This is a genomic window from Caenimonas soli, assembly GCF_013155545.1.
GTDB classification, from domain to species: Bacteria; Pseudomonadota; Gammaproteobacteria; order Burkholderiales; family Burkholderiaceae_C; genus Ramlibacter; species Ramlibacter soli.
Genome location: NZ_JABJVV010000001.1, coordinates 18,137 through 40,918, shown reverse-complemented (window position 1 = coordinate 40,918; position 22,782 = coordinate 18,137). Strand labels below are relative to the sequence as shown.

At 65.7% G+C, this 22,782-nt stretch carries 23 protein-coding genes; 4 read left to right on the top strand and 19 right to left on the bottom strand.

The window, feature by feature from the left end; translation table 11 throughout:
* Positions 1–2: 2 nt before the first annotated feature.
* Both HNE04_RS00195 and HNE04_RS00190 read left to right on the top strand, forming a co-directional pair.
* Positions 3–878, top strand: a complete 876-nt coding sequence (locus HNE04_RS00195) for a Tll0287-like domain-containing protein (RefSeq protein ID WP_172215655.1) — start codon at positions 3–5, stop codon at positions 876–878.
* 4 nt (positions 879–882) lie between these two features.
* Positions 883–2,988 carry a protein kinase domain-containing protein gene (locus tag HNE04_RS00190; protein WP_172215653.1) on the top strand — a complete coding sequence of 702 codons (2,106 nt, stop codon included), beginning with the start codon at positions 883–885 and terminating at the stop codon, positions 2,986–2,988.
* Positions 2,989–2,997: 9 nt separating this feature from the next.
* On the opposite strand, the gene HNE04_RS00185 is transcribed toward HNE04_RS00190, so the two are convergent.
* Entirely contained in the window at positions 2,998–3,669 is a 672-nt protein-coding gene (locus HNE04_RS00185; RefSeq protein WP_172215651.1) for an ABC transporter ATP-binding protein, read from the bottom strand.
* Here HNE04_RS00185 and HNE04_RS00180 point away from each other — a divergent pair.
* Positions 3,668–4,309, top strand: a complete 642-nt coding sequence (locus tag HNE04_RS00180; RefSeq protein ID WP_172215650.1) for an arylesterase — start codon at positions 3,668–3,670, stop codon at positions 4,307–4,309. The genes HNE04_RS00185 and HNE04_RS00180 overlap by 2 nt on opposite strands.
* Positions 4,306–5,364, top strand: coding sequence for a tRNA 2-selenouridine(34) synthase MnmH (gene mnmH / locus HNE04_RS00175; protein ID WP_172215648.1), 1,059 nt, complete (start codon positions 4,306–4,308; stop codon positions 5,362–5,364). Before HNE04_RS00180 ends, mnmH begins: the two co-directional genes overlap by 4 nt.
* Here the strand turns inward: mnmH and HNE04_RS00170 are convergent.
* From HNE04_RS00170 to rlmN, 18 genes are all read right to left on the bottom strand, one after another.
* Positions 5,361–5,546, bottom strand: a complete 186-nt coding sequence (locus HNE04_RS00170; RefSeq protein WP_172215646.1) for a hypothetical protein — start codon at positions 5,544–5,546, stop codon at positions 5,361–5,363. The two genes, mnmH and HNE04_RS00170, sit on opposite strands and share 4 nt — an antisense overlap.
* A gap of 69 nt (positions 5,547–5,615) precedes the next feature.
* Entirely contained in the window at positions 5,616–6,827 is a 1,212-nt protein-coding gene (locus HNE04_RS00165) for a PLP-dependent transferase (RefSeq protein ID WP_172215644.1), read from the bottom strand.
* A gap of 20 nt (positions 6,828–6,847) precedes the next feature.
* The gene (locus HNE04_RS00160) at positions 6,848–7,372 is read right to left on the bottom strand and encodes a phosphoribosyltransferase (protein WP_172215642.1); all 525 of its coding nucleotides are present in this window, start codon (positions 7,370–7,372) and stop codon (positions 6,848–6,850) included.
* A gap of 24 nt (positions 7,373–7,396) precedes the next feature.
* On the bottom strand, positions 7,397–8,725 hold the full coding sequence (locus HNE04_RS00155) for an adenylosuccinate synthase (protein ID WP_172215640.1): 1,329 nt from the start codon (positions 8,723–8,725) through the stop codon (positions 7,397–7,399).
* A 108-nt stretch (positions 8,726–8,833) separates the two neighbouring features.
* Positions 8,834–9,994: an ATP phosphoribosyltransferase regulatory subunit gene (locus HNE04_RS00150; protein WP_172215638.1), complete on the bottom strand. Its 1,161-nt coding sequence runs from the start codon at positions 9,992–9,994 to the stop codon at positions 8,834–8,836.
* A 58-nt stretch (positions 9,995–10,052) separates the two neighbouring features.
* The gene (locus HNE04_RS00145; RefSeq protein ID WP_172215636.1) at positions 10,053–10,241 is read right to left on the bottom strand and encodes a DUF2065 domain-containing protein; all 189 of its coding nucleotides are present in this window, start codon (positions 10,239–10,241) and stop codon (positions 10,053–10,055) included.
* Between the two features lies 1 nt (position 10,242).
* Positions 10,243–11,154, bottom strand: a complete 912-nt coding sequence (hflC, locus tag HNE04_RS00140) for a protease modulator HflC (protein WP_172215634.1) — start codon at positions 11,152–11,154, stop codon at positions 10,243–10,245.
* A gap of 18 nt (positions 11,155–11,172) precedes the next feature.
* Entirely contained in the window at positions 11,173–12,504 is a 1,332-nt protein-coding gene (gene hflK / locus HNE04_RS00135) for an FtsH protease activity modulator HflK (RefSeq protein WP_172215632.1), read from the bottom strand.
* A gap of 50 nt (positions 12,505–12,554) precedes the next feature.
* Complete coding sequence (gene hflX, locus HNE04_RS00130; RefSeq protein ID WP_407926581.1) at positions 12,555–13,754, bottom strand: GTPase HflX; 1,200 nt, start codon at positions 13,752–13,754, stop codon at positions 12,555–12,557.
* Between the two features lie 37 nt (positions 13,755–13,791).
* Positions 13,792–14,040 carry an RNA chaperone Hfq gene (gene hfq / locus HNE04_RS00125; RefSeq protein WP_407926576.1) on the bottom strand — a complete coding sequence of 83 codons (249 nt, stop codon included), beginning with the start codon at positions 14,038–14,040 and terminating at the stop codon, positions 13,792–13,794.
* 130 nt (positions 14,041–14,170) lie between these two features.
* Positions 14,171–15,514, bottom strand: coding sequence for a ribosome biogenesis GTPase Der (gene der, locus HNE04_RS00120; RefSeq protein ID WP_172215628.1), 1,344 nt, complete (start codon positions 15,512–15,514; stop codon positions 14,171–14,173).
* A gap of 7 nt (positions 15,515–15,521) precedes the next feature.
* Positions 15,522–16,679, bottom strand: a complete 1,158-nt coding sequence (gene bamB, locus HNE04_RS00115; protein WP_172216720.1) for an outer membrane protein assembly factor BamB — start codon at positions 16,677–16,679, stop codon at positions 15,522–15,524.
* Positions 16,679–17,368: a YfgM family protein gene (locus HNE04_RS00110; RefSeq protein ID WP_172215626.1), complete on the bottom strand. Its 690-nt coding sequence runs from the start codon at positions 17,366–17,368 to the stop codon at positions 16,679–16,681. The genes bamB and HNE04_RS00110 overlap by 1 nt, the downstream gene beginning before the upstream one ends.
* 36 nt (positions 17,369–17,404) lie before the next feature.
* Positions 17,405–18,688, bottom strand: coding sequence for a histidine--tRNA ligase (gene hisS / locus HNE04_RS00105; RefSeq protein WP_172215624.1), 1,284 nt, complete (start codon positions 18,686–18,688; stop codon positions 17,405–17,407).
* A gap of 8 nt (positions 18,689–18,696) precedes the next feature.
* Positions 18,697–19,965 carry a flavodoxin-dependent (E)-4-hydroxy-3-methylbut-2-enyl-diphosphate synthase gene (ispG, locus tag HNE04_RS00100; protein WP_172215622.1) on the bottom strand — a complete coding sequence of 423 codons (1,269 nt, stop codon included), beginning with the start codon at positions 19,963–19,965 and terminating at the stop codon, positions 18,697–18,699.
* Positions 19,965–20,807 (bottom strand): helix-turn-helix domain-containing protein, encoded by an 843-nt coding sequence (locus tag HNE04_RS00095; RefSeq protein WP_172215620.1) that lies wholly within the window; start codon positions 20,805–20,807, stop codon positions 19,965–19,967. The genes ispG and HNE04_RS00095 overlap by 1 nt, the downstream gene beginning before the upstream one ends.
* Positions 20,800–21,627, bottom strand: a complete 828-nt coding sequence (gene pilW / locus HNE04_RS00090) for a type IV pilus biogenesis/stability protein PilW (RefSeq protein ID WP_172215618.1) — start codon at positions 21,625–21,627, stop codon at positions 20,800–20,802. Before pilW ends, HNE04_RS00095 begins: the two co-directional genes overlap by 8 nt.
* A 4-nt stretch (positions 21,628–21,631) precedes the next feature.
* Positions 21,632–22,780: a 23S rRNA (adenine(2503)-C(2))-methyltransferase RlmN gene (rlmN, locus tag HNE04_RS00085; protein ID WP_172215616.1), complete on the bottom strand. Its 1,149-nt coding sequence runs from the start codon at positions 22,778–22,780 to the stop codon at positions 21,632–21,634.
* Positions 22,781–22,782 lie beyond the last annotated feature (2 nt).

Sequence of the window (22,782 nt, the reverse complement as noted above, 5' to 3'; positions counted from 1 at the left end):
GTATGGGGCTCAGGCTTAAGTTCAATCTTGTGTTGATTGTCGTCTTCTTGGCCGGCTTTGCCGCGGCCGGCCTGGTTTCGCGCCAACTTTTGCAAGAAAACGCCCGCGAAGAAGTGATTCGCGATGCCCGCCTGATGATGGAAGCCGCCATTTCGGTGCGCACCTACACCGTCGAACAAGTCCGCCCGCACCTGATCCAGATGATGGACGAAGTGTTCCTGCCGCAAACGGTGCCGGCCTTCGCCGCCACCGAGGCCACCAACCACCTGCGCAAGAAGTACAAGGAATACAGCTACAAAGAGGCCACGCTCAACCCCACCAACCCGCGCAACCGCACCCTGGACTGGGAGGCCGACGTGGTCAACCGGTTCCGCAACTACGCGGACGTGAAGGAAGTGGTGGCAGAGCGCGCCTCGTCCACCGGCCGCAGCCTTTTCATCGCCCACCCGATCCAGATCAGCAACCCGGCCTGCCTGCAGTGCCACAGCACCCCCGCAGCCGCGCCGCCCAGCATGCTCAAGATCTACGGCGAGGCCAATGGCTTCGGCTGGAAGCACAACGAGATCGTTGGCGCCCAAGTGGTCACGGTGCCGATGGAAGTGCCGCTACGCAACGCCGACCGCGCCTTCACCACCTTCATGGCTTCGCTGGCTGCGGTATTCGTCGCGGTCTTCATCGTGCTGAACATCATGCTGTCGTGGCTGATCGTGCGTCCCATCCGCAAGATGTCGGAGTCGGCCGACAAGATCAGCACCGGCGAATTCGGCGAGCCCGAGTTCAACGAAAAAGGCGGTGACGAGGTCGCCGTCCTGGGCAGCTCGTTCAATCGCATGCGCCGCAGCCTCGAGAAGGCCATGCAGATGATCGGCGACCAGTAGGCCTGTGGCTGACGCAGCAGTCACGCCCAAAGCACCGACGGCGCCGCCGGCGGACGCCGCTTGCTTGCCTGCCGGCTACCGTATCAACGAATACAACATCGAGCGGCCGCTGGGCGGCGGCGGCTTCGGCATCACCTACCTCGCCCGCGACAGCAACCTGCAGCTGCCCGTCGCCATCAAGGAATACTTCCCCAGCGACCTGGTCACGCGCGGCCCCAACCAGGAAGTGCAGGTGCGCGGCGCCAAGCCCGAGCACCAGGAACAGTACGACTGGGGCCTGGAGCGCTTCCTCGACGAAGCGCGGGCGCTGGCCACCTTCCGCCACCCCAACATCGTGCGGGTGCTGCGCTACTTCCGCGAGAACGGCACCGCCTACATCGTGATGGAGTACGAGTCGGGCCTGTCGCTCAAGCGCTGGGTGCCGCAGAACGCACCGCTGTCGCGGCGCGCCCTGCTGTCCATCGTCTATCCGGTGCTCGATGGCCTGGAGGCCGTCCACAAGACGGGTTTCCTGCATCGCGACATCAAGCCAGACAACATCTACGTGCGCGCCGACGGCACGCCGGTGCTGCTCGATTTCGGCGCGGCCCGCCGCGTCACGGTCGACCGGGACATGACCAACATCGTCAGCCCCGGCTTCGCCCCTTTCGAGCAATACCATTCGCAGGGCAACCAGGGCCCGTGGACCGATATCTACTCGCTCGGCGCGGTGATGTACTGGATGACCACGGGCAAGAAGCCGGTCGAATCGGCGGCCCGCGTGAAGAACGACACCATGCTGCCGGCTTCCAGCCTGGCCGAGGTCAGCGTGTACGGCGCCACCTTGCTCGATGCGATCGAATGGGCGATGCACCCGGACGAAAGCCGCCGGCCGCAGACCCTGGCCCTGTTCAGGGCCGCGATCCAGGGCTCGGAAAAGTCCGACGCCGCGCAGTCGCAGCCCCAGCAGCAGCCCGACCGGCCCGCCATCACCGCTGCGGGCCAGGCCGCTTCCGTGCCTAGCACCGGCACCGCCACATCCGGGCCCACCAGCTCACAACGTCGCAACCTGCTGTGCACCATCATGTTCCTGGACCTGGTGGGCTACTCGGTGCGCTCCGTCGATGACCAGGTGACGCTCAAGAAGTTGTTCAACGAGTTGATCGCCAAGGCGCTCAAAAGCGTCCCCGAGGACACGCGGATTTCCATAGACACCGGCGACGGCGCGGCCATCTGCTTCATGGGCGACCCGGAAGAGGCCCTGCACTCCGCCATGCTGCTGCGCGATCTGTTGGGCCAGCGCTATGGCAGGTTGCTGTCCGCGCGTATCGGCCTGCACATGGGGCCTGTGCGCGTCATTTCCGACATCAACGACCGCGTGAACGTGGTGGGCGACGGCATCAATGTGGCGCAGCGCGTGATGGACTTCGCCCAGGGCAACCAGGTGCTGGTCTCTCGCTCGTACTACGACGTGATCTCGCGCATCACCGACGACACCGCCGACCTGTTCCAGTACCTGGGCCAATACGAAGACAAGCACGGCCGCCTGCACGAGGTGTACGCCGTGGCCAACCAGCGGGGTGGCAACACGCGTCGCGAAGGCCCGTCCACCGGCTACACGCAGACGCTGCCGGTCAAGAGCATCAGGGCGCTGGAGCCGGACGAAGTGCACGAGGTCGAGATGGATCTCGCCCGCAACATCGGCCCACTGGCGCGGGTGCTGGTGCGCAAGGCACAGCCCCTGGCGCCGACCATTCAGGCCCTGCGCGAAGCGCTGGCGCCGTCGATCCAGGAGCCGAAGGCCCGCGAAGCTTTCGTCCTCGGCACGCAAAGCCAATCCAGCCAAAGCCTGCCCGTGAGCAAATCTTCCGGCAGCTTGAACAAGCCGTCGATTTCCAGCCGTACCGGGGGCCGCCTCCTCGAGGTCGCCGCGGACGAATTGACCGTCATCGAGCAGACGCTCAGCAAGTTCATCGGCCCCATGGCCAAGATGCTGATCCGCAAGGAAACGGGCCGCGCCGGCACCTTCAAGGATTTCATCGAGGCGATCGCGGGCAACGTCGATCACCCCCAGCAGCGCAAGCTGTTCCTCCAAGCCCTCAAACGCGCCCTGCCCCGGCGCCAGCAGTAGGCGCCGGCCCTAGTCGGCGATGCGGCCGGCTTCGATGGTGATGCGGCGCTCGCAACGCGCCGCGATCGCGCGGTCGTGAGTAACCAGCACCAGGGTCGTGCCCTGTTCCCGGTTCAGATCGAACATCAGTTCCATCACGGTCTCGCCGGTCGCGAAGTCCAGGCTGCCGGTGGGCTCGTCGGCCAGCAGCACGGCCGGCTGCACCACGAAGGCCCGCGCCAGCGCCACACGCTGCTGTTCGCCGCCCGACAGTACCTTGGGATAGTGGCCAAGGCGCGATGACAGCCCGACGCGGGCCATCATCTCGGACGCGGCCTTGCGCGAGTCTTTGCGCCCTGCCAGTTCCAGCGGCAGCATCACGTTCTCCAGGGCCGTGAGGTTGCCCAGCAGCTGAAAGCTCTGGAAGACGAAACCCACCTGCCGGGCGCGCAGCGCGGCCCGCTCGTCCTCGTCGATGCTGAACAGGTCGTTGCCGGCCAGGCGCACCGTGCCGCGGCTGGGCGTATCCAGGCCGGCGATGATGGACAGCAAGGTGCTTTTGCCAGAGCCCGAGGCGCCGACGATGGCGGCGGTTTCCTTGGGTGCCAGGGTGAAGTCGATATCGCGCAAAATGTCGAGCGTACCCGTCGAGTCTGTGACCGATTTGTGGACGTGCTCGACGGAAATAATGGGATCAGACATGTTTGCTGGAAATTGGAACCGCCGCCACTTTATCGCGGCTGGGTTAGCTGGCTGTTATGCCTTGCCGGCCGTGGCCGCGGCGGGCAAGACGATTCTGGTTCTTGGCGACTCCATCAGCGCCGAGTATGGCCTGAAGCGGGGCACGGGCTGGGTGCCGCTGCTGGAAAAGAGGCTGGTGGCCGAGACATCGGGCGCCCGGGTCGTCAATGCCAGCATCAGCGGCGAAACGACGTCCGGCGGCCGCTCGCGCCTTCCGGCCCTGCTCGACAAGCACAAGCCCGACATCCTGGTGCTGGAGCTAGGTGGCAACGATGGCTTGCGCGGCCTGCCGCTGGCGATGACCGAGGACAACCTGTCGCACATGACCCAGGCCGCGCAGAAAGCGGGCGCCAGGGTGCTGCTGGTCGGCATCCAGGTGCCGCCGAACTACGGCGCCGACTACTCGAGCCGCTTCGCCGGCCTCTACGACAAGGTCGCCAGGAAGCACAAGGCGGCGGTCGTGCCCTTCATGCTCAAGGGCGTGTTCGATGGCCCGGAGCCCATGCGCATGTTCCAGCCCGACCGCATCCACCCCACCGAGGCCGCGCAGCCGCTGATCCTCGACACCGTGTGGCCTGAGCTGAAAAAGTTGGTCAAGTGAGCGTGCACAAGGTTCCCGCGGCGGAGGCGATCGAGCGCCTGGACGATTTCGGCGCCATCATCGACGTGCGCAGCGAGGGTGAATACGCCGAGGACCACCTGCCCGGCGCGCTGAACTGGCCGTCGCTCAACGACGAGGAGCGCAAGCTCATAGGCACGATCTACAAGCAGGTCAGCCCCTTCGAGGCGCAGAAGCGCGGCGCCGCCCTGGTGGCAGCCAACATCGCGCGCCACATCGAGCGCGAGGTGATCGACAAGCCGCGCACCTGGCAGCCACTGGCTTATTGCTGGCGCGGCGGCAAGCGCAGCGGCTCCCTGGCGCTAATACTGGGGCAGATCGGCTTCAAGGTCAGCGTCATCGAGGGCGGCTACAAGGCTTTCCGCACGGCGGTGCTGGCCGCGCTGCCCGAGCTGGCGGCGCGATTCGAGTACCGCGTCATCTGCGGGCCCACCGGTTCCGGCAAGACACGCCTGTTGCAGGCGTTGGCGCAAGCCGGCGCCCAGGTGCTGGATCTCGAAGCCCTGGCCAGCCATCGCAGTTCAGTGCTCGGCATGATTCCCGGCCAGCCGCAGCCCACGCAAAAGCGCTTCGACACACTGGTCTGGGACCAGCTGCGCCGGTTCGATCCGGCGCGGCCCGTGTTCGTGGAAAGCGAAAGCCGGAAAGTCGGCAACCTGGCAGTGCCCGACGCCCTGATCGAGCGCATGCGGGCCAGCGCCTGCCTGCGGCTGGAACTGCCCGACGACGAGCGGGTGTCATTGCTTCTGGAGGACTACGACTTCTTCGTGAAGGACCAGAAGCTCTTTTGCGAACGGCTGGATGCACTGATCCAACTGCGCGGCAAGGCCGTGGTCGAAGGCTGGCAGGCGCAGGTGGCGGCGGGCGAGATCGAGGCGGTGGTGCGCGAGTTGCTGCTCAAACACTACGACCCGGGTTATGCATCGTCGATAGCCCGCAACTTCACGCAGTACACCGATGCGAAATCCATTGCACCGGCGGACCGGTCGGCGGAAGCTATGGCTGAGTTGGCCCGGGAAATCCTGCGAATGGGCTAGGTCTGCGGCGGGGTGTTCGGTGGCTGGTTGCCAGGCCCGGCCCCGCCGGGTTCGTCGGACGAAGCATCACTCTCGCCGGGGCCAGTCTTGCGGTCGGCCTTGGCCTTCAGCTTGTCTTCCTTCTTGCGCTTCTTGGCCAGCTCTTTCTGCCGCTTCTCGTATCCGTAATTGGGTGTAGCCACAGGGCCTTCCGTTTCTATCTGTCGATGGGGCCAATGTAAGCGATAAAAGGCGTCCCGGATAGCCGACAGCTAAGCCAAGGCACCCAGCGCCTGCTCGACATCGGCGCGCAGGTCCTCGACCGCCTCCAGGCCCACGGAAAACCGCACCAGAATGCCCTTGTGCGTCCAGCAGCCCAACCTGGCGCTGCGCATCGACGGAACGTCGTAAGGCACCACCAGGCTCACCGGGCCGCCCCAGGAATAGCCGAGTTTGAAGAGCTTGAGGGCATCGCAGAACGCATCGACCTGGGCCGTGCTGTAGCGCTCCTGGAAGACCACCGAAAACAGGCCGGCGGCCAAGCCATCGTCGCCGCACAGCGCGCGCCAATGCTCGTGGCCCGGCGAGCCTTCGAATGCGGGATGGAGCAATTGCGCGATTTCCGGACGATGTTGCAGCCAGGCTGCCAGCTCGCGCGCAGCAGCATCGTGCGCACGGTACCGCAGCGGCAGGCTGGGCAACGAACGCAGGATGGCTTCGACGTCGTTGAGCCCGACGCCCCAGCCGACGCGCATATGGGTCAGCTTGAGCCGCTGGTGAAGTTCTTCGTCACGGGTGACGATTGCGCCCATCAACACATCGCCGCCCCCGCTGGGATACTTGGTCAAGGCATGCACGACCACGTCGGCGCCGCTGCCGGCCACGCGGCGCTCGCCATGGCCCAGGTCGAAACCATTGAAGGCGATGCCGCCCGCCCAGGTGTTGTCCAGCGCCGTGAGCACGCCTCGTTCGCGGCAGATATGGGCCAGGTGCGCCAGCGGCACGAACTCCATGGTCACCGAGCCGGGCGCCTCCAGCCAGACCAGCTTGGTCTGCGGGCCGATACGCGCCTGCAGATCGGCCGGGTTCATGGCGTCGTAGAACTGGTAGGTGATTCCCCAATTCTTCAATTCGCCGTCGGCAAACGCCTTGTTGGGCCCGTAGGCGTTGTCGGGGATCAGGACCTCGTCACCGGTCTTGAGCAGCGCCATGCTGACGTTGGCGATGGCCGCCAGCCCGCTGGGCACCAGGATGCAGTGCGTGCCGCCCTCGAGCGTCGCGATGCGCTCTTCCAGCGTGAAGGTGGTGGGCGTGCCGTGCAGGCCGTAGGTGTAGCCCTGCTTGTGCTTCCAGTCGCGCGCCCGCATGGCTGCGACGTTGGCGAAGAAGACGGTGGAGGCTTTGTAGACGCCCGGCTGCGGCGCCCCGAAGCTGCCCGGCGGAACGTAGGGATGGTGGATGAGGTCAGTGATCGGCTTGCTCATCCAGCCATGTTAGCGCGGCCTCAGACTTTCCACTTTTCGAGGAGCTTCTCGGGGCCCATGCTGTCGTAGGCCTCGAAGGGCTGGTGGATCCAGGGGTTGGTCGGCAGGTATTCGACCGAATAGTCCGGGGTGAACTTCGACAAGCCCTTGGTCCAGATCACGGCGCTGCGCAGCTCGGTGATCAGCTTGTAGTTTTTCTTCAGCATCTCGATCACGGCGTGCAGCGTGTGGCCCGAGTCGGCCAGGTCATCCACCAGCAGCACACGTCCGGCGATCTCGCCCTTGGGGGTGGTGATGTAGTGCGCGATGTCCAGGTGGCCCTGCACCGTGCCGGCTTCGGCCCGGTACGAGCTGGTGGACATGATGGCCAGCGGCTTGTCGAAGATGCGCGAGAGGATGTCGCCGGGCCGCATGCCGCCGCGTGCCAGGCACAGGATGGTGTCGAACCGCCAACCCGACTGATGCACCTTGATGGCGAGCTTTTCAGTCAGGTTGTGGTACTCGTCATAGCTTACGTAAAGGTGCTTGCCGTCTTCCGTCAACATACGCAACTGCTCCTGCTCAAGGGCTCAAGGCAAATAGGGGTGCCGCATCATGATCGTGTGATCGCGGTCCGGGCTGGTCGAGATCATATCGATGGGCACGCCGGTTACCTGCTCGATTCGCTGCAGGTACAAACGCGCATTGACAGGAAGCTTCTCGTATTGGGTGACACCCACCGTGCTTTGGCTCCAGCCTTCCATCACTTCGTAGACGGGCTCGCAGCGGGAAATCTCGTCGGCGCCCAGCGGCAGGATGTCGGTGTATTCACCGTCGAGCTTGTAGCCGGTGCACAACTGCAATTGCTCGATGCCGTCCAGCACGTCGAGCTTGGTGATGCACAGGCCCGACAGGCCGTTGACCTGGGCGCTGCGCTTGAGCAACGCCGCGTCGAACCAGCCGCAACGGCGGCTGCGGCCGGTCGTGACGCCCTTTTCGGCGCCCACGGTCGACAGGTGGTAGCCCACGGTACCGGGCTTTTCCCAGTCGAGCTCGGTCGGGAACGGCCCGCCGCCCACGCGGGTGCAATAGGCCTTGGTGATGCCCAGGATGTAGTGCAGCATGCCGGGGCCCACGCCGGCGCCGGCCGAGGCGTTGCCGGCCACGCAGTTGCTGGAGGTCACGTACGGGTAGGTGCCATGGTCCACGTCCAGCAGCGTGCCCTGGGCGCCCTCGAACAGCAGGTTGTCACCGTGGATGTGGGCTTCATTCAGCTCGCGCGAAACGTCGGCCATCATGGGCTTGAGCAGCTCAGCGTGCTTCATCGACTCGTCGAACACCGCCTGGTAGTCCACGGGCCGCGCATTCAGGAACTTCGTCAGCACGAAGTTGTGCAGTTCCAGCACCACCTTCAGCTTCTCGCCGAAGCGATCGGGATGCTTCAAGTCCTGCACGCGCAGCGCGCGGCGGGCGATCTTGTCTTCGTAGGCCGGGCCGATGCCGCGGCCGGTGGTGCCGATCTTCTCGGTGCCGCCCTGCTCGCGCAGCGTCTCGCGCGCAATGTCCAGCGCCGCGTGGAACGGCAGGATCAGTGGGCAGGCCTCGCTGATGCGAAGGCGTGAACGCACCTCGACGCCGGCTTTCTCCAGCCCCTCGATCTCCTCGAACAGCTTGGCCGCCGACAGCACCACGCCGTTGCCGATGTAGCACTTGACGCCCGGGCGCATGATGCCGCTGGGGATCAAATGCAGCGCCGTCTTCACGCCGTTGATTACCAGCGTGTGGCCGGCGTTGTGGCCGCCCTGGAACCGAACCACGCCCTGCGCCATCTCGGTCAGCCAGTCCACCAGCTTGCCCTTGCCCTCGTCGCCCCATTGGGTGCCGACCACGACCACGTTGCGGCCCTTTGTCTTCGTCATCAAAACCTCAATCCAAAAAATAAAGATCAGCCGCCGCCGGGCCGCCCCAAGGCGGCTGGGCCCCCTCGGGGGGCAGCGCGGCACGGAGTGGCAAGCGTGGGGGCCACATCAAAGGGGCCTGACGATCCACGCGCTGCCGTTCTTGGTCAGCTCGCGGTCGTATTGGAATTCGTCGATTTCGCTCTCATGGCCCGGCAGCACGCAGACCACGGTTTCGCCCTGCCCGCGCAATGCCGCGATGGCGGTGCGCAGTTCGGCCGCGTCCTTCGTGCCGTCCAGCCAGGGGGCGCGGATCACCGCCTTGAGCGGCCGCTTGGCGACGACGGCCACCAGTTCCTTCACGTCGAGGCTGAAGCCCACGGCGGGCCGGTTGCGGCCAAACACGGCGCCCACCTCGTCGTAGCGGCCGCCCCGCACCAGCGCGTCGCTGGCACCCGGCGTATAGACCGCGAAACGGGCGCCGCTGTAGTAGGCGTAGCCGCGCATGTCGGCCAGGTCGAAGCTGACCTTGGCTCCCTGCAGGTGGCCCGCCAGCCATTTCAGGTTGGCCAGGGCCTCGTGCAGGGCGGGCCCGGGCGGCAGGCATTTGTTGGCTTCGAGCAGGACCTTCTCATCGCCGTACAGCGACACCAGCGCCCGCAGGCCCTCGCGCGCCGCCGCCGGAAAATTCTTCGTCAGCGCAGCCAGCTCGCTGGAGTCCTTGGCGGCAAGTGCGGCATGCAGCCGGGCCAGCGTCGCTGCGTCCACCGCCACCCCGGCCAGCAGCGACACGACGATGCGGGCATCGGCCATATCGACGGTCAGGTCGGTGACTTGCGTGGCCTTGAGGCAGTCCAGGGCCAGCAGCAGCGCTTCCAGGTCGGCTTCCAGGCCGGCGTGGCCATAGATTTCGGCGCCGAACTGCAAAGGTTCGCGCGTGGCATGGGGGCGATCCGGGCGGGTGTGCAGCACCGGGCCGCAGTAGCACAGGCGCGCCACGCCCTGACGATTGAGCAGATGGGCGTCGATGCGGGCGACCTGCGGCGTGGTGTCGGCCCGCAGGCCCATCATGCGGCCCGACAGCTGGTCCACCAGCTTGAAGGTCTGCAGGTCCAGCGCTTCGCCGGTGCCGGAGAGCAGCGACTCCAGGTGCTCCAGCAACGGTGGCATGACCAATTCGTAACCGTAGCCGCGCGCCGTGTCTAGCAATTCGCGTCGGAGTTCTTCGATGTGCCGGGCCTCGGAGGGCAATACATCGGCGATGTGATCCGGAAGGACCCAGGCGGACATGTGAAAAGGGGGAGGCTGTTAAAAACGGTATTTTACCGGCCCCGCGAGACAGCCCCTTTTAGGAGACCACCCAGAGCAGCAGCAAGCCCAGCAGGATGCTGCACAGCCCGAAGAAGCGCAGCTGCCCGTCCTGCATGGCAAGCAGCCGCTGGAAGGTGTTGCGCCAGCCGCCCGGGGAAATGAACGGGAACAGCCCTTCGAGCACCAACACCAGGGCCAGCGCCGCCCAGAACGTGTCGCTGTCCAAGTTATTTCTTTGCGGGAGCGGCAGCTGCCGCACCGCTGCCACTGCTGCGGAACGCCTTGAAGAAATCGGACCCGGACGGGTCGAGAATCACCACGTCGCCCTTCTTGTTGAAGCTGGCCTTGTAGGCGTCCAGGCTGCGATAGAACTGGGCGAATTGCGGGTCGCGCCCGAAGGCTTCGGCATAAATGGAAGCCGCCTGCGCATCGCCTTCACCCTTGATCTTCTGTGCATCGCGGTAGGCATTGGCGATCGCCACTTCGCGCTGGCGGTCGGCATCGGCACGGATCTTTTCGCCTTCCGCCGCGCCGGTGGAGCGCAACTCGTTGGCCACGCGCTTGCGCTCGGCCTCCATACGGCGGTACACCGATTCGGTGATGGCATCGACGTAGTCGGCGCGGGTGATGCGCACGTCCACCACGTCCACGCCCCAAGGCTTGGCGCCCTTGACGACCTCGAGCACCTCGCGCTTGACGTCGTTCATGAGCTGTTCGCGCTTGACCGACAATAGCTCGCGCACCGTGCGCCGGTTGATCTCTTCCTGGAAGGCATTGCGCACCACCCGGTTGAGCTGGTTGGCGCCCGCCGCCTCGTCCAGGCCCACGTTGCGGATGTACTGGAGCGGATCGGTGATGCGCCAGCGAACGTACCAGTCGATCACCACGCGCTGCTTCTCGGCCGTCAGCATGGGTTCCTGGTCGGGGCTGTCGAGCGTGAGCAGGCGCTTGTCGATATACGACACGTTCTGGAACGGCGGCGGCAGCTTGAAGTTCAGGCCCGGCTCGGTGATCACTTCCTTGATCTGGCCCAGCGCATAGACCACGCCGAACTGGCGCTGGTCCACGACGAAGAGCATGGAGCTGAGCAACGCCAAGCTCACCAGGGCCGTGGAGACGATGAATCCGATTCTGTTCATGTGTTTTTCTCCCGGTGCTTAGCGCGTTTCGCGCTCGCGGGTGCGCGAGTTGTCGCGGGTGCGTGAGTCGGCGGGGCTGCCGGCGGGAGCGCTGGGCGCCGTGGGAGCGGCGGCGGGCGATTCAGGAGCGACCACGCCGCCTCCTGCTACCTGCTGCATGATCTTGTCCAGCGGCAGGTACAGCAGGTTCGAGCCCTGGCGCGACTCGACCAGGACCTTGGTCACGCTGCTGTAGATCTGCTGCATCGTGTCCAGGTACATACGGTCGCGAGTGACCTGGGGAGCGCGCTGGTACTCGGCCAGCACGGACTTGAAGCGCTGCGCATCACCCTGGGCCTGGGCCACGATGCGGGCCTTGTAGGCGTCGGCTTCTTCCTTCAGGCGAGCTGCCGAACCGACGGCCCGGGGAATCACGTCGTTGGCATAGGCCTGCGCCTCGTTCTTGGCGCGCTCGCGCTCCTGGCCGGCCTTGAGCACGTCGTCGAAAGCGGCCTGCACCTGCTCGGGCGGACGCACGCCGCCTTGCTGGAGGTTGATGCCCACGACTTCGACGCCCACCTTGTAGCGATCGAGGATGGCCTGCATCAGGTTGCGCACGCGCGGTGCGATCTGGTCGCGCTCCTCGGCCAGGGCCGAGTCCATGCGCATCTTGCCGACCACTTCGCGCACGGCCGTTTCGGCGGCCTGAACCACGGCGTCCGCCGGGTTCTTGCTCTCGAACAGGAAGGCGCGGGCATCGTTCAGGCGGTACTGCACGGCGAACTTGATCTCGACGATGTTCTCGTCCTCGGTGAGCATGGCCGAATCGCGCAGGCCGGTGGCCTTGACCACGGTGTCGCGGCCCACGTCCACGGAGCGGATCTGGGTGACGAACACCAGCTCATGGCGCTGGATAGGGTACGGAAGGCGCCAGTTGAAGCCCGCGCCGACCGACGACTTGTAGCGGCCGAACTGCGTGATCACGGCCTGCTGGCCTTCCTGGACGATGAAGAAACCGGTGCCCAGCCAGATCAGCACGACCACAGCGGCCACCAGGCCGGCGCCGATGCCGGCGCTTTTCATGTCGGGCTGGAAGCCACCGCCGCCGCCAAAGCCGCCGCCGTTGTCGGGGCGCTTGCCTTTGCCGCCGAACAGGCCCCCGAGCTTGCGGTTGAAGTCGCGCCACAGCTCGTCCAGGTCCGGCGGGCCCTGGTTGGGTCCCTGGCCTCGGCCGTTCTCGGGTTTCTGCGGATCGGGCCGGTTGTTTTCCTGCTTGTCGTCCCCGCCTCGCCCCCAGCGCGGATCGTTCAGGTTGAACATGCCCCTGATCCGGCCTTTCAGCCCTGCAAGGCTGGGTAAATGAAGGTTCATTTGTTGTTGGTCTCTTGGGGGGATTTCATTCTCAGCCGCATTGTGCCCAATCAGGCGGTGGTTTCGTGAGTTTCGGGATTTTGGGGGGCTTGGGCCGCATCGCCATTGCGCTGGTTCACCTCTTGCGCCAACTGGCGCCGCAGCTCCGGCACCCCGGCGGATGTGCGCCCGCTCACGAACAGGCGGGGCACGGCAATGCCCTCGAGCTCGAACAAATCGCTGGCCTGGCGCGGCTGCTGGCCCGGCGCCAGCGCATCCATCTTGTTGAACACCAGCACCTGGGGCACCTGCGCAGCGCCGATTTCGTGCAGCACGCGCTGGACTTCGACAATCTGCTCGGGGTGATTGGGATTGGCGGCGTCCACCACATGCAGCAGCAAATCGGCATCGGCCGCCTCCTGCAGGGTGGCCTGGAAGGCGTCGATCAGGCCGTGCGGCAGGTCGCGGATGAAGCCGACCGTATCGGAGAGCGAAACGGATCGCCCGGCCCCCGAGGTGCTTTCGGCATCGGCCAGGTAGAGCTGGCGCGTCGTGGTGTCGAGCGTGGCGAACAGCTGGTCGGCGGTGTACGCCCTGGCCTTGACCAGCGCATTGAACAGCGTGGACTTGCCGGCGTTGGTATAGCCGACCAGTGAAATGTTGAAGGCGCCGCGGCGCTCGCGCTGCCGGCGCTGGGTGTTGCGCTGCTTCTTGACCTTTTCCAGCCGCTCGCGGGTGCGCTTGATCGCGTCGCCGATCATCCGGCGGTCCAGTTCGATCTGCTTTTCACCCGGACCGCCGCGTACGCCTGCGCCGCCGGTCTGGCGTTCCAAGTGGGACCAGCGGCGTACCAGCCGGGTGCTGACGTATTGCAGCCGGGCCAATTCCACTTGCAGCTTGCCCTCATGGCTGCGCGCGCGCTGGCCGAAGATTTCAAGGATCAGCAGTGTCCGGTCGTTGACCGGAAGGTCCATGTGGCGTTCAAGGTTGCGCTGCTGCGCCGGGCTCAGCGCCTGGTCGAAAAGGATCTCGGTGGCGCCCAGCTCCTCGGCCAGGGCCTTGATCTCGTCGGCCTTGCCCTTGCCGATGAACAGCGCGGCATCCGGCGCCTTGCGTTTGCAGGCCACGCGCGCAACCGGCTGCAGGCCCGCGGTTTGCGCGAGCAGGCCGAGCTCTTCCAGCTCGGCGTCGAAATGGGGCAAGCCCAGGTCAACACCCACCAGGATGGTGGGAGCGGTTGGGCGGTCGGGCGATTCGGAACTCAAGTCCAGGAGATCAGGTAGGCGCCGGGCGCCTGGCGCGTGAAGGTCAAGCCGCGCCGGCTTCGGGACCTTCGGCCGTCGAGAAGTTCACGGCGCGTCCGGGCACGATGGTGGAGATGGCGTGCTTGTAGACCATCTGGGTCACGGTGTTGCGCAGCAACACAACGTACTGGTCGAAAGACTCGATCTGGCCTTGCAGCTTGATGCCGTTGACGAGGTAAATCGACACTGGCACGTGCTCACGACGCAAGGTGTTTAGAAATGGGTCTTGTAGAAGCTGCCCTTTGTTGCTCACGATATTCTCCGTGTTCCGCATTCGGAATGTGTTGTTGGAAACTGCACCTTACCACAGCAACAGGGCCATGCAAGTAGGCAGGTGCCTGCAGAGCTCACTATTTGGTGACAGTCCCGGCGGCTTCAAGAGCTCAGGAGTTCTCTTTGCCTGAGTATGGGTTTTTCGAGGTCTTCATCTCGATGCGCAGGGGCGTGCCGACCAGGTTGAATTCCTTGCGGAACCGGCCCTCCAGGAAGCGCTTGTAAGCTTCGGTGACGTGCTCCAGCGAATTGCCGTGCACGATGATGACCGGCGGGTTCATCCCACCTTGGTGCGCGTAACGCATCTTGGGGCGGTACATGCCCGAGCGCTGCGGTTGCTGGAACTGGACGGCTTCCAGCAGCAGGCGGGTCAGCACCGGCGTGGGCATCTTCACCATCGCCGATTTGTGGGCCAGGCCGATCGCCGTCCAGACCGGGCCCAGGCCCTGGCGTTTCTTGGCCGAAATGAAATGCAGCGGCGCGAACTTCAGGAAGGCCAGGCGGGTTTCGATCTGGCGCTGCAGCTGCTCGCGCTGGTATTCGTCCACCGCGTCCCATTTGTTGATGGCCAGCACCACGGCGCGGCCGCTTTCCAGGATGTAGCCGGCGATGTGCGCGTCCTGATCGGTGATCCCCTGCGTCGCATCCAGCAACAGCAGCACGACGTTGGCCGACTCGATGGCTTGCAGCGTCTTGACGACCGAGAACTTCTCGATCGCTTCGAACACCCTGCCCTTGCGCCGCAGTCCCGCGGTATCGATGAGCTCGAACTTCTGCCCGCCCCGCTCGAAGGGCACGGAGATGGCGTCGCGCGTGGTGCCCGCCTGGTCGAAGGCGACCAGGCGCTCTTCACCCAGCCAGGTATTGATCAGGGTGGACTTGCCGACGTTCGGACGCCCGGCGACCGCCAGCTTGATGACGCCGGGCTCCTCGGCTTCGCCCTCTTCGTCCTCGTCCGGAAGATTCAGCGGCTCGAAGGCGTTGTCGACCAGGCTGCGGATGCCCTGGCCGTGCGCGGCGGAAACGGGGTGCACTTCGCCCAGGCCCAGTTCGTAGAACTCGGGCAGCTGCACGCCCTCGGTCATGCCCTCGGCCTTGTTGGCCGCCAGCAACGTCGGCTTGCCCAGCTTGCGCAGGTACTTGGCGATGTCATAGTCCTGCGCCGACAAGCCGCCGCGCGCATCGACCACGAAGACCACGACATCCGCTTCGGCCACGGCCTGCCGCGTCTGCTTGGCCATCTCCATGTAGATGCCGCTCTCGGCCGTCGGCTCGAAGCCACCCGTGTCGATGACGATGAATTCGAGCTTGCCCTGCCTGGCATTGCCGTAGTGGCGGTCGCGCGTGAGCCCCGCGAAGTCGGCCACGATCGCATCGCGCGACTTGGTCAGGCGATTGAAGAGCGTCGACTTGCCGACATTGGGACGGCCCACGAGGGCCATGACTGGTTTCAAGATATCTTTACTGGGGCACGAAGCCGTAGATGCCGCCGTTGCGGGTTACAACCACGAGGGTATTGCCGGCGACGACGGGCGCGGCCACGATCGGCGAGCCGTCCGTGGGCAGGCGATTGAGCATTGAGCCGTCTTCGCGCGACAGCATGTGGACCAATCCGGTGTTGTCACCCACGACGACGGAGCGACCCAGGGCCAGCGGCGCGCTAAGCCCGCGGTACTGGAGCTTGTCAGTCACCCAGGCGCGCTCGCCGCTTTCGCGGCGCCAGGCCACGACCTTGCCGTCGGCTTCGCTGCCGAACACCAGCTTGTCGTCACCGTGCACGCCTTCTGCGCCATTGGCCGGCTTGGTCCAGAGCAGATTGCCGCGGCCCGCGTCGACGCAGCCGACGTTGGCCTGGAAGGCCCGCGCGCAGACCACATCGCCGACCCGGGAGACACTGCCCACCAGATCCACCAGGCGTTCCACGTCGTTGATGCCGCGCGGAGACGCCAACGGGGCTTCCCAGCGCACACTGCCGTTCAGGGGATTCAGTCCCGCCATGCGGCCGGACAGGCCCACCACGAGGGTATCGCCCACCGCCGTGATCACGCCCGCATGGCGCAGCACCAGGGGCTCGCCAGGGCGTTGCTGGGTCCAGAGCTTGCGGCCCGTCTGGCCATCGAAAGCGCTGACGGCGCGGTCGGCGGTGAGCACGAAGACCCGGCCTCCGGCCACGAGCGGCGGGGCGTAGGACACGGCTCCGAGCTTCTGGCGCCAGGCTTCCGTGCCGCCCGATATCGCGACCAGTTCATTGGCGCGGGTCACCACCGCAGTGAGCTTGCCATCGCTGCCGACCCCGGCTGCCAGCGGCGCTTTGATGTTGGTGCGCCAGATATCGCGGCCCGTCGCTCCGTCGATGGCGGCGATGGTGCCGTCGCTGCTGGCAACGGCGACCGTGCTGCCGTTGACGTTCACGGTGAGCGGCAGGTTCACTTCGCCCACACGGGCGTTCCAGGCTGGCCGCACGGCGATCAGGGCCGCGTTGGGCGGCAATTCGGCGGGCTTGGGCTTTTCCGCCCCGCCGAAGAACGGCAGGTTGGGCAGCATCGAACAGCCGGCCAGCCCGACGGCGAGTGCGGTCACGCAAGCCGCGCGAGTGAAATGCCCTAGGCGCAATCGCATCATGGTTTGGCTCCGGACGCCGCAGGCGCGGGTGCCGCCACCAGCCCTTTCGCGTCCACGCCAAGAGCGCTGAGCTTGACCTCGATCAGGCGGCGGTACTCCGCGCGCTCGTCGGAAATCTTGTAGGCCTTGATGTATTCGGCCTTGGCCTCGGCCTTCTTGCCTTGCAGGTTGTACACGTCACCGCGCCGGTCTGCCGCCAACGCCTCGAAGGACTTGGGGAATGGGCCCGACAGCTGCTTGAGCGCGTCGTCATAGGCTTTGGCCTGCACCAGCACGCCGGCCAGCCGCAGCCGCGCCACCGCCTGGTAGCCCTCGTCCGACGACTTGTCGGCGACCCAGGCCAGTGCGGACTTGGCTGCGTCGGTGTTGCCCTTTTCGATGAGCACTTTGGCCGCCAGCATGCCGGCCTGCTGCGCGTAGGTCGTGCCGCCGAACTTGTCCTTCATGTCGGAAAACGCGCGCTCGACCCTGGCCGTATCGCCGGCCTGCGCCGCCCGTTCGACCTCGTCGTACATCGTCGCGGCCTGCGCGGCCTGGGTGCGCTGCCAGTATTGCCAGCCGTTCCAGGCGGCGATGGAGCCGAAGACGGCGATCAGCGCCCAGGTGATGAGGTTGCCGTATTCCCTCCAGAAGTGCTTGATCTCGTCAAGCTGTTCCTGTTCTTCGAGGTCGAGATGTTTTGCCATTGTGTTCGTTGTCCTGCCGGGAGCCTGCGATTGTAGTTAGGTGAGCAAGGAGGCGGCCCAGGCGCCCGGATCGGCCAAGGGCCGCTGTACCTGGCCACCGGAGCCATCGCGCAGCGATTTGACTGTTACCTGGCCCTGCGCCAGTTCGTCGGCGCCGAAAATCAGCGCATAGCGCGCGCCGCTGGCGTCGGCCTTCTTGAACTGCGACTTCATGCTGCCCATGCCTTCGCCCGAGCTGGCGTGCATCTGGACGCTGGCACCGGCGGCGCGCAAGGCCTGCAGGCTGCGCAGCACCAGCGGCATCGCCGCCGCGTCGGGAACGACCGCATAGGCATCGGGCGTCGGCACGGGAACCGGCGTTCCGCGTTCCTTGACCAGTTCCAGCACGCGCTCCACGCCCAAAGCCCAGCCCACGGCGGGAGCGGGCTTGCCGCCGATCTGCTCTATGAGGTAGTCGTAGCGGCCGCCTGCGCAGATCGTGCCCTGGGCGCCCAGGCTGTCGGTGATGAATTCGAAGACGCTGAGGTTGTAGTAGTCCATGCCGCGCACCAGGCGCGGATTGACCTTGTAGGCAATGCCATTGGCCTCGAGCATGGCCTTGAGGCCATTGAAGTGGGCGAGCGACGCCTCACCCAGGAAGTCGATCAGCTTGGGAGCACCCTCCACCAGGGCCTGCATGGCCGGATTCTTGGTGTCCAGGATGCGCAGCGGGTTGCTGTGCAGGCGCCGGCGGGCGTCTTCGTCGAGCGTGTCGGAATGCTTCTCAAGATAGGATATCAACTCGGTGCGGTGCTGCCGGCGCTCTTCGGGCTGGCCCAGGCTGTTGATTTCCAGGCGCACGTCCGAGATGCCCAGTTCCTTCCAGAGCGCGTCGGCCAGCAGGATGATTTCGGCGTCCACGTCGGGCCCGGCGAAACCCAGGGCTTCGGCGCCGATCTGGTGGAACTGGCGATAGCGGCCACGCTGCGGACGCTCGTGCCGGAACATGGGGCCCATGTAGTAGAGGCGCTTGCCGCCGTCGTAGAGCATGGAGTGTTCGGCCACGGCCCGCACCAGGCCGGCGGTGTTTTCGGGGCGCAATGTCAGCTGCTCGCCATTGAGGCGGTCCTCGAAGGAATACATCTCCTTCTCGACGATGTCGGTCACTTCGCCCAGCCCGCGCACGAACAACGCCGTGGGCTCGACGATCGGTGTGCGCACATTGCGGTAGGCGTAGCGCGCCATCAGCGCGCGAACCTTGTCCTCCAGCCATTCCCAACGCGCCGAGTCGGGCGGCAATATGTCGTTCATGCCCTTGACGGCACTCAGTTTCTCAGCCATGTTGTTCTTCAGGCGTGTTCGGCGATCTGGCCGAAGCGCTTCTCAATGTAGTTTTCGACGATCTGGTGGAACTCGTTGGCGATGTTGTCGCCGCGCAGGGTCAGCGCCTTCTGGCCGTCGATGAACACCGGCGCTGCGGGCGCCTCGCCGGTGCCGGGCAGGCTGATGCCGATATCGGCATGCTTGCTCTCGCCGGGGCCGTTGACGATGCAGCCCATCACGGCCACCTTCATCTTCTCGACGCCGGGGTATTTGGCGCGCCAGACAGGCATCTGCGCGCGCAGGTAGTCATCGATCTGCTTGGCCAGTTCCTGGAAAGTGGTGCTGGTGGTGCGCCCGCAGCCGGGACAGGCCGTGACGCTGGGCACGAAGCTGCGCAGGCCCAGCGACTGGATGATCTCCGATGCGATCACGACTTCCTGGGTGCGCGACTCGCCCGGTTGCGGTGTCAGCGAAACGCGGATCGTGTCGCCGATGCCCTCCTGCAGCAGGATGCCCAGCGCCACGCTGGACGCGACCGTGCCCTTGGTGCCCATGCCGGCCTCGGTGAGGCCCAGGTGCAGCGCATAGTCGCAGCGCTTGGCCAGTTCGCGGTAAACGGAAATCAGGTCCTGCACGCCGCTGACCTTGCACGACAGGATGATCTGGTTGCCATCCATGCCCATTTCCTGCGCACGATGCGCGGATTCGATGGCCGACGTGATCAGCGCCTCGTACATGACCGACTTGGCGTCCCAGGGATCCGGCCGGGCGCTGTTGATGTCCATGAGGTGCGCCAGCAGTTCCTGGTCCAGGCTGCCCCAGTTCACGCCGATGCGCACGGGCTTGCCCCAGCGCATGGCGGCCTCGATCATCTGGCCGAACTGCTTGTCGCGCTTGTCACCCTTGCCCACGTTGCCCGGGTTGATGCGGTACTTCGACAGGGCCTGGGCGCAGTCGGGGTAGTCGGTGAGCAGGCGGTGGCCGTTGTAGTGGAAGTCGCCGATCAGGGGCACGTCGATGCCCATGCGGTCGAGTTGCTCGCGGATGTACGGAACCTGAGCCGCCGCTTCGGGGGTGTTGACGGTGATGCGCACCAGCTCTGAGCCGGCGACAGCCAGCTCTTTCACCTGGATCGCCGTACCGATGGCGTCCACGGTGTCGGTGTTGGTCATGGACTGGATGCGCACCGGCGCGTCGCCACCCAGCGTGACTACGCGCGACCCCCAGACCGCGTTCGCTTGCCGCGAACGGCGCGGCTTGGGCGACGCAGGTTCTATTGGCAAGCAGAATTGCATCATTTCACCTCGAAGCGGGCGACGTTGTCGCGCGAGACCGGCCGCAGGTCGAACGGTTTGCCGCGCACCTCCACCTCGGTGGCATCGACCCTGCCGATGGTTACCTGCAAGGGCAGCGCGCCGGAAGCGCCCGCGGCTTCGCCGGCGGCCAGGAGCTTGCGGACAGCCACGACGCCCTTGGCATCGGTTACTTCAACCCATGAGGGCGCCTTGGCCTTCAAGACCACGGTCCCGGAAGCTGCGGTTGCGGGGGCGGACGCGGCGGCGACCGCATCCACCGGCTGCGGCGCCGTGACGACGGGTGACACCACGGTGGTAACCGCTTGGCCGGCGGGCGGCAGCGAAACCGCCGGTTCAGCCGGCGCCACCGTGCTCACCACCGGCGAAGGCAAGCCTGGCGTTGGCGGCTGGGTCACGTCTGCCGCGCTGCTCTCTTGCTGGCGAGCGGGCAACAGCACGACCACCAGTGCGGCGAGCAACAAGCCAAACACCGCCAGGAATACCGGCCGAGTCAGCTGGTGCAGCCACCCGGGCGGCCCGCTATCGTTGGGGGCGCGGAACGGTGCGTTGATGCCGTCGACGTCGCGTGCGAGCCGGGGCACGGTGGTTTGCGGCAGGCGGTCCAGCACCGGCTGGGGGTCGACCTTGAGTGTGCGGCATATGCTCGAAGCCAACGCGCGCACGAACACGGCATCGGTCAGCAAGTCGTACCGGTCCTCTTCCAAAGCCTCGAGCTTGCGCACCGGCACCTTGAGCGAAACCGCCAGGGCCGCCACGTGCAAGCCCGCCGCTTCGCGCGCGCGGCGCAGCAATACGCCCGCGGTCACGCCGTCTTCACTCATCGAACGCCCTCCGCTCATAGGCGGTAGCCTCGCGCGATTGGGAGAAACGCTTGCGCAGCTGTTCGCCCAGCTGGTTCATCGCGACCTGGTCGTTCATGCGGCGTTCGACCTTGATGCCAAGCCACAGAGTCTCCGCATTGGCGAATTCGCTATTGTTCAGGCGCCGCGTATAGAACTGGGCGCGGACAAAATCGCCGCGCTTGTACAAAAGGCCGGCCAGGTTGTAGCCGGTGATGGGATTGCCGGCATCCAGCTCGTAAGAGCGCGAGAGGCTGCGCTCGGCGTCCGCCACGTTGCCGGCGCGTGCCTGGCACAGGCCCTGGGCCATCAGCGTCTTGGCGCGGCCGCCGTAAAGACCGTTGGACATGGCGATGTCGAAGGCGCGCTGGGACTCGGGGTAGCGGCCCTGCTGGCACAACAGCCAGCCGTAGTTGTGCTGCACATTGGAATCGCGCGGGTTGAGCGCGACGGCCCGGCGAAAACTTTCCTCCGCCTGCCGCACGTCGTTCAGGCGCATGTAGATCAGGCCGCGCAGGTTGTACGCATCGGGAAAGCTGGGATCGGAGGCGATCACCTGCTTGAGTTCGTCGAGCGCCACGTTGGTCTGGCCCTGCTCGAAATAGCCCACCGCCAGTTCCATGCGGATGCGGGCGCGCCTGCGGGCCTCGGGTTCGTCGGACTCGGTGACGATGTCACGCGAGCCGCCGGTATCGCCGGACTGTGTGGAGGCGCAGCCGGCCAGGGCCAGCAGCGTTGCGCCGATAGCCGCCCAAGCCAGGCGTCTCCTGGAATCCCGGGATCCCGGGGCGGTCGTTGTCATGAGTTCATGTCTCCTTCGCGCCGGTCGCCAGCGCCGGCACCTGTTTCAGCATCACGGTGCGCTGCTGGGCGATTCGCTCGCCCACCCGGGTGCGGTCCTTGACGTCGCCGGCCAGCTGGCCGCAGGCGGCGTCTATGTCGTCCCCTCTGGTCTTGCGCACAGTGGTGACGATACCAGCATCACTCAGGATTTTTGCGAAGGAGAGCACCTGTTTGTGGGGCGAACGCGTCAGGCCCGACTGCGGGAACGGGTTGAAGGGAATGAGATTGAGCTTGCACGACACACCATTGCCGGCGTGGTGGCGCACCAATTCCACCAGCTGGCGCGCATGTTCCGGCTGATCGTTGACGCCATCGAGCATGCAGTATTCGAAGGTGATGAAATCGCGCGGCGCGTGGGCGAGATAACGGTTGCACGCATCCAACAGTTCGGCCAGCGGGTACTTGCGATTCAGCGGAACCAGGTTGTCGCGCAGTTCGTCGTTCGGCGCGTGCAGCGATACCGCGAGGGCCACCGGGCAATCCTCGCCGAGCCGGTCGATCATGGGCACCACGCCGGAAGTGGAGACCGTGACACGGCGCCTGGACAGGCCATAGCCATGGTCATCGAGCATCACGCGCAAGGCGGGAACCAGCGCCGAATAATTCTGCAGCGGCTCGCCCATGCCCATCATCACCACGTTGGAAATGACGCGCTCGTCCTTCTTGAGGTGGCCGCGCAGGAAATGCTCGGCAAACCACAGCTGGGCGACGATCTCGCCGGTGGTGAGGTTGCGTGAAAAACCCTGGTGGCCGGTGGAGCAGAAACGGCAGCCCACGGCGCAGCCAGCCTGAGACGAGACGCAAAGCGTGCCTCGGTCGTCCTCGGGGATGAACACCGCTTCCACGGCATCGCCGTTGCCGACGTCGAACAGCCACTTGATGGTGCCGTCGGTGGATTCGTGCTGGGTGAGGACGGACAGGCCCTCGATGCGGGCGCTGGTCTTGAGTTTTTCGCGCAGCGACTTCGCCAGGTCGCTCATCTGGTCGAAATCGCGCGCACCGCGCTGGTGGATCCAGCGAAACAGCTGCGTCGCGCGAAAGCGCTTTTCGCCCAGGCGCTCGCAGAACGCGGCCAGACCCTCCAGGTCGAAATCGAGAAGGTTGGCCGTCATCG

What these genes read in the sequence shown, in the direction of transcription:
- rlmN (WP_172215616.1), bottom strand. Translation starts at nt 22,780, where the DNA reads ATGACGGCCAACCTTCTCGATTTCGACCTGGAGGGTCTGGCCGCGTTC.
- HNE04_RS00110 (WP_172215626.1), bottom strand. Translation starts at nt 17,368, where the DNA reads ATGGCAAAACATCTCGACCTCGAAGAACAGGAACAGCTTGACGAGATC.
- pilW (WP_172215618.1), bottom strand. Translation starts at nt 21,627, where the DNA reads ATGACAACGACCGCCCCGGGATCCCGGGATTCCAGGAGACGCCTGGCT.
- HNE04_RS00095 (WP_172215620.1), bottom strand. Translation starts at nt 20,807, where the DNA reads ATGAGTGAAGACGGCGTGACCGCGGGCGTATTGCTGCGCCGCGCGCGC.
- HNE04_RS00185 (WP_172215651.1), bottom strand. Translation starts at nt 3,669, where the DNA reads ATGTCTGATCCCATTATTTCCGTCGAGCACGTCCACAAATCGGTCACA.
- HNE04_RS00165 (WP_172215644.1), bottom strand. Translation starts at nt 6,827, where the DNA reads ATGAGCAAGCCGATCACTGACCTCATCCACCATCCCTACGTTCCGCCG.
- HNE04_RS00160 (WP_172215642.1), bottom strand. Translation starts at nt 7,372, where the DNA reads ATGTTGACGGAAGACGGCAAGCACCTTTACGTAAGCTATGACGAGTAC.
- ispG (WP_172215622.1), bottom strand. Translation starts at nt 19,965, where the DNA reads ATGCAATTCTGCTTGCCAATAGAACCTGCGTCGCCCAAGCCGCGCCGT.
- hflK (WP_172215632.1), bottom strand. Translation starts at nt 12,504, where the DNA reads ATGAACCTTCATTTACCCAGCCTTGCAGGGCTGAAAGGCCGGATCAGG.
- HNE04_RS00155 (WP_172215640.1), bottom strand. Translation starts at nt 8,725, where the DNA reads ATGACGAAGACAAAGGGCCGCAACGTGGTCGTGGTCGGCACCCAATGG.
- hflC (WP_172215634.1), bottom strand. Translation starts at nt 11,154, where the DNA reads ATGAACAGAATCGGATTCATCGTCTCCACGGCCCTGGTGAGCTTGGCG.
- hisS (WP_172215624.1), bottom strand. Translation starts at nt 18,688, where the DNA reads ATGGCTGAGAAACTGAGTGCCGTCAAGGGCATGAACGACATATTGCCG.
- HNE04_RS00150 (WP_172215638.1), bottom strand. Translation starts at nt 9,994, where the DNA reads ATGTCCGCCTGGGTCCTTCCGGATCACATCGCCGATGTATTGCCCTCC.
- HNE04_RS00195 (WP_172215655.1), top strand. Translation starts at nt 3, where the DNA reads ATGGGGCTCAGGCTTAAGTTCAATCTTGTGTTGATTGTCGTCTTCTTG.
- bamB (WP_172216720.1), bottom strand. Translation starts at nt 16,679, where the DNA reads ATGCGATTGCGCCTAGGGCATTTCACTCGCGCGGCTTGCGTGACCGCA.
- HNE04_RS00180 (WP_172215650.1), top strand. Translation starts at nt 3,668, where the DNA reads ATGTTTGCTGGAAATTGGAACCGCCGCCACTTTATCGCGGCTGGGTTA.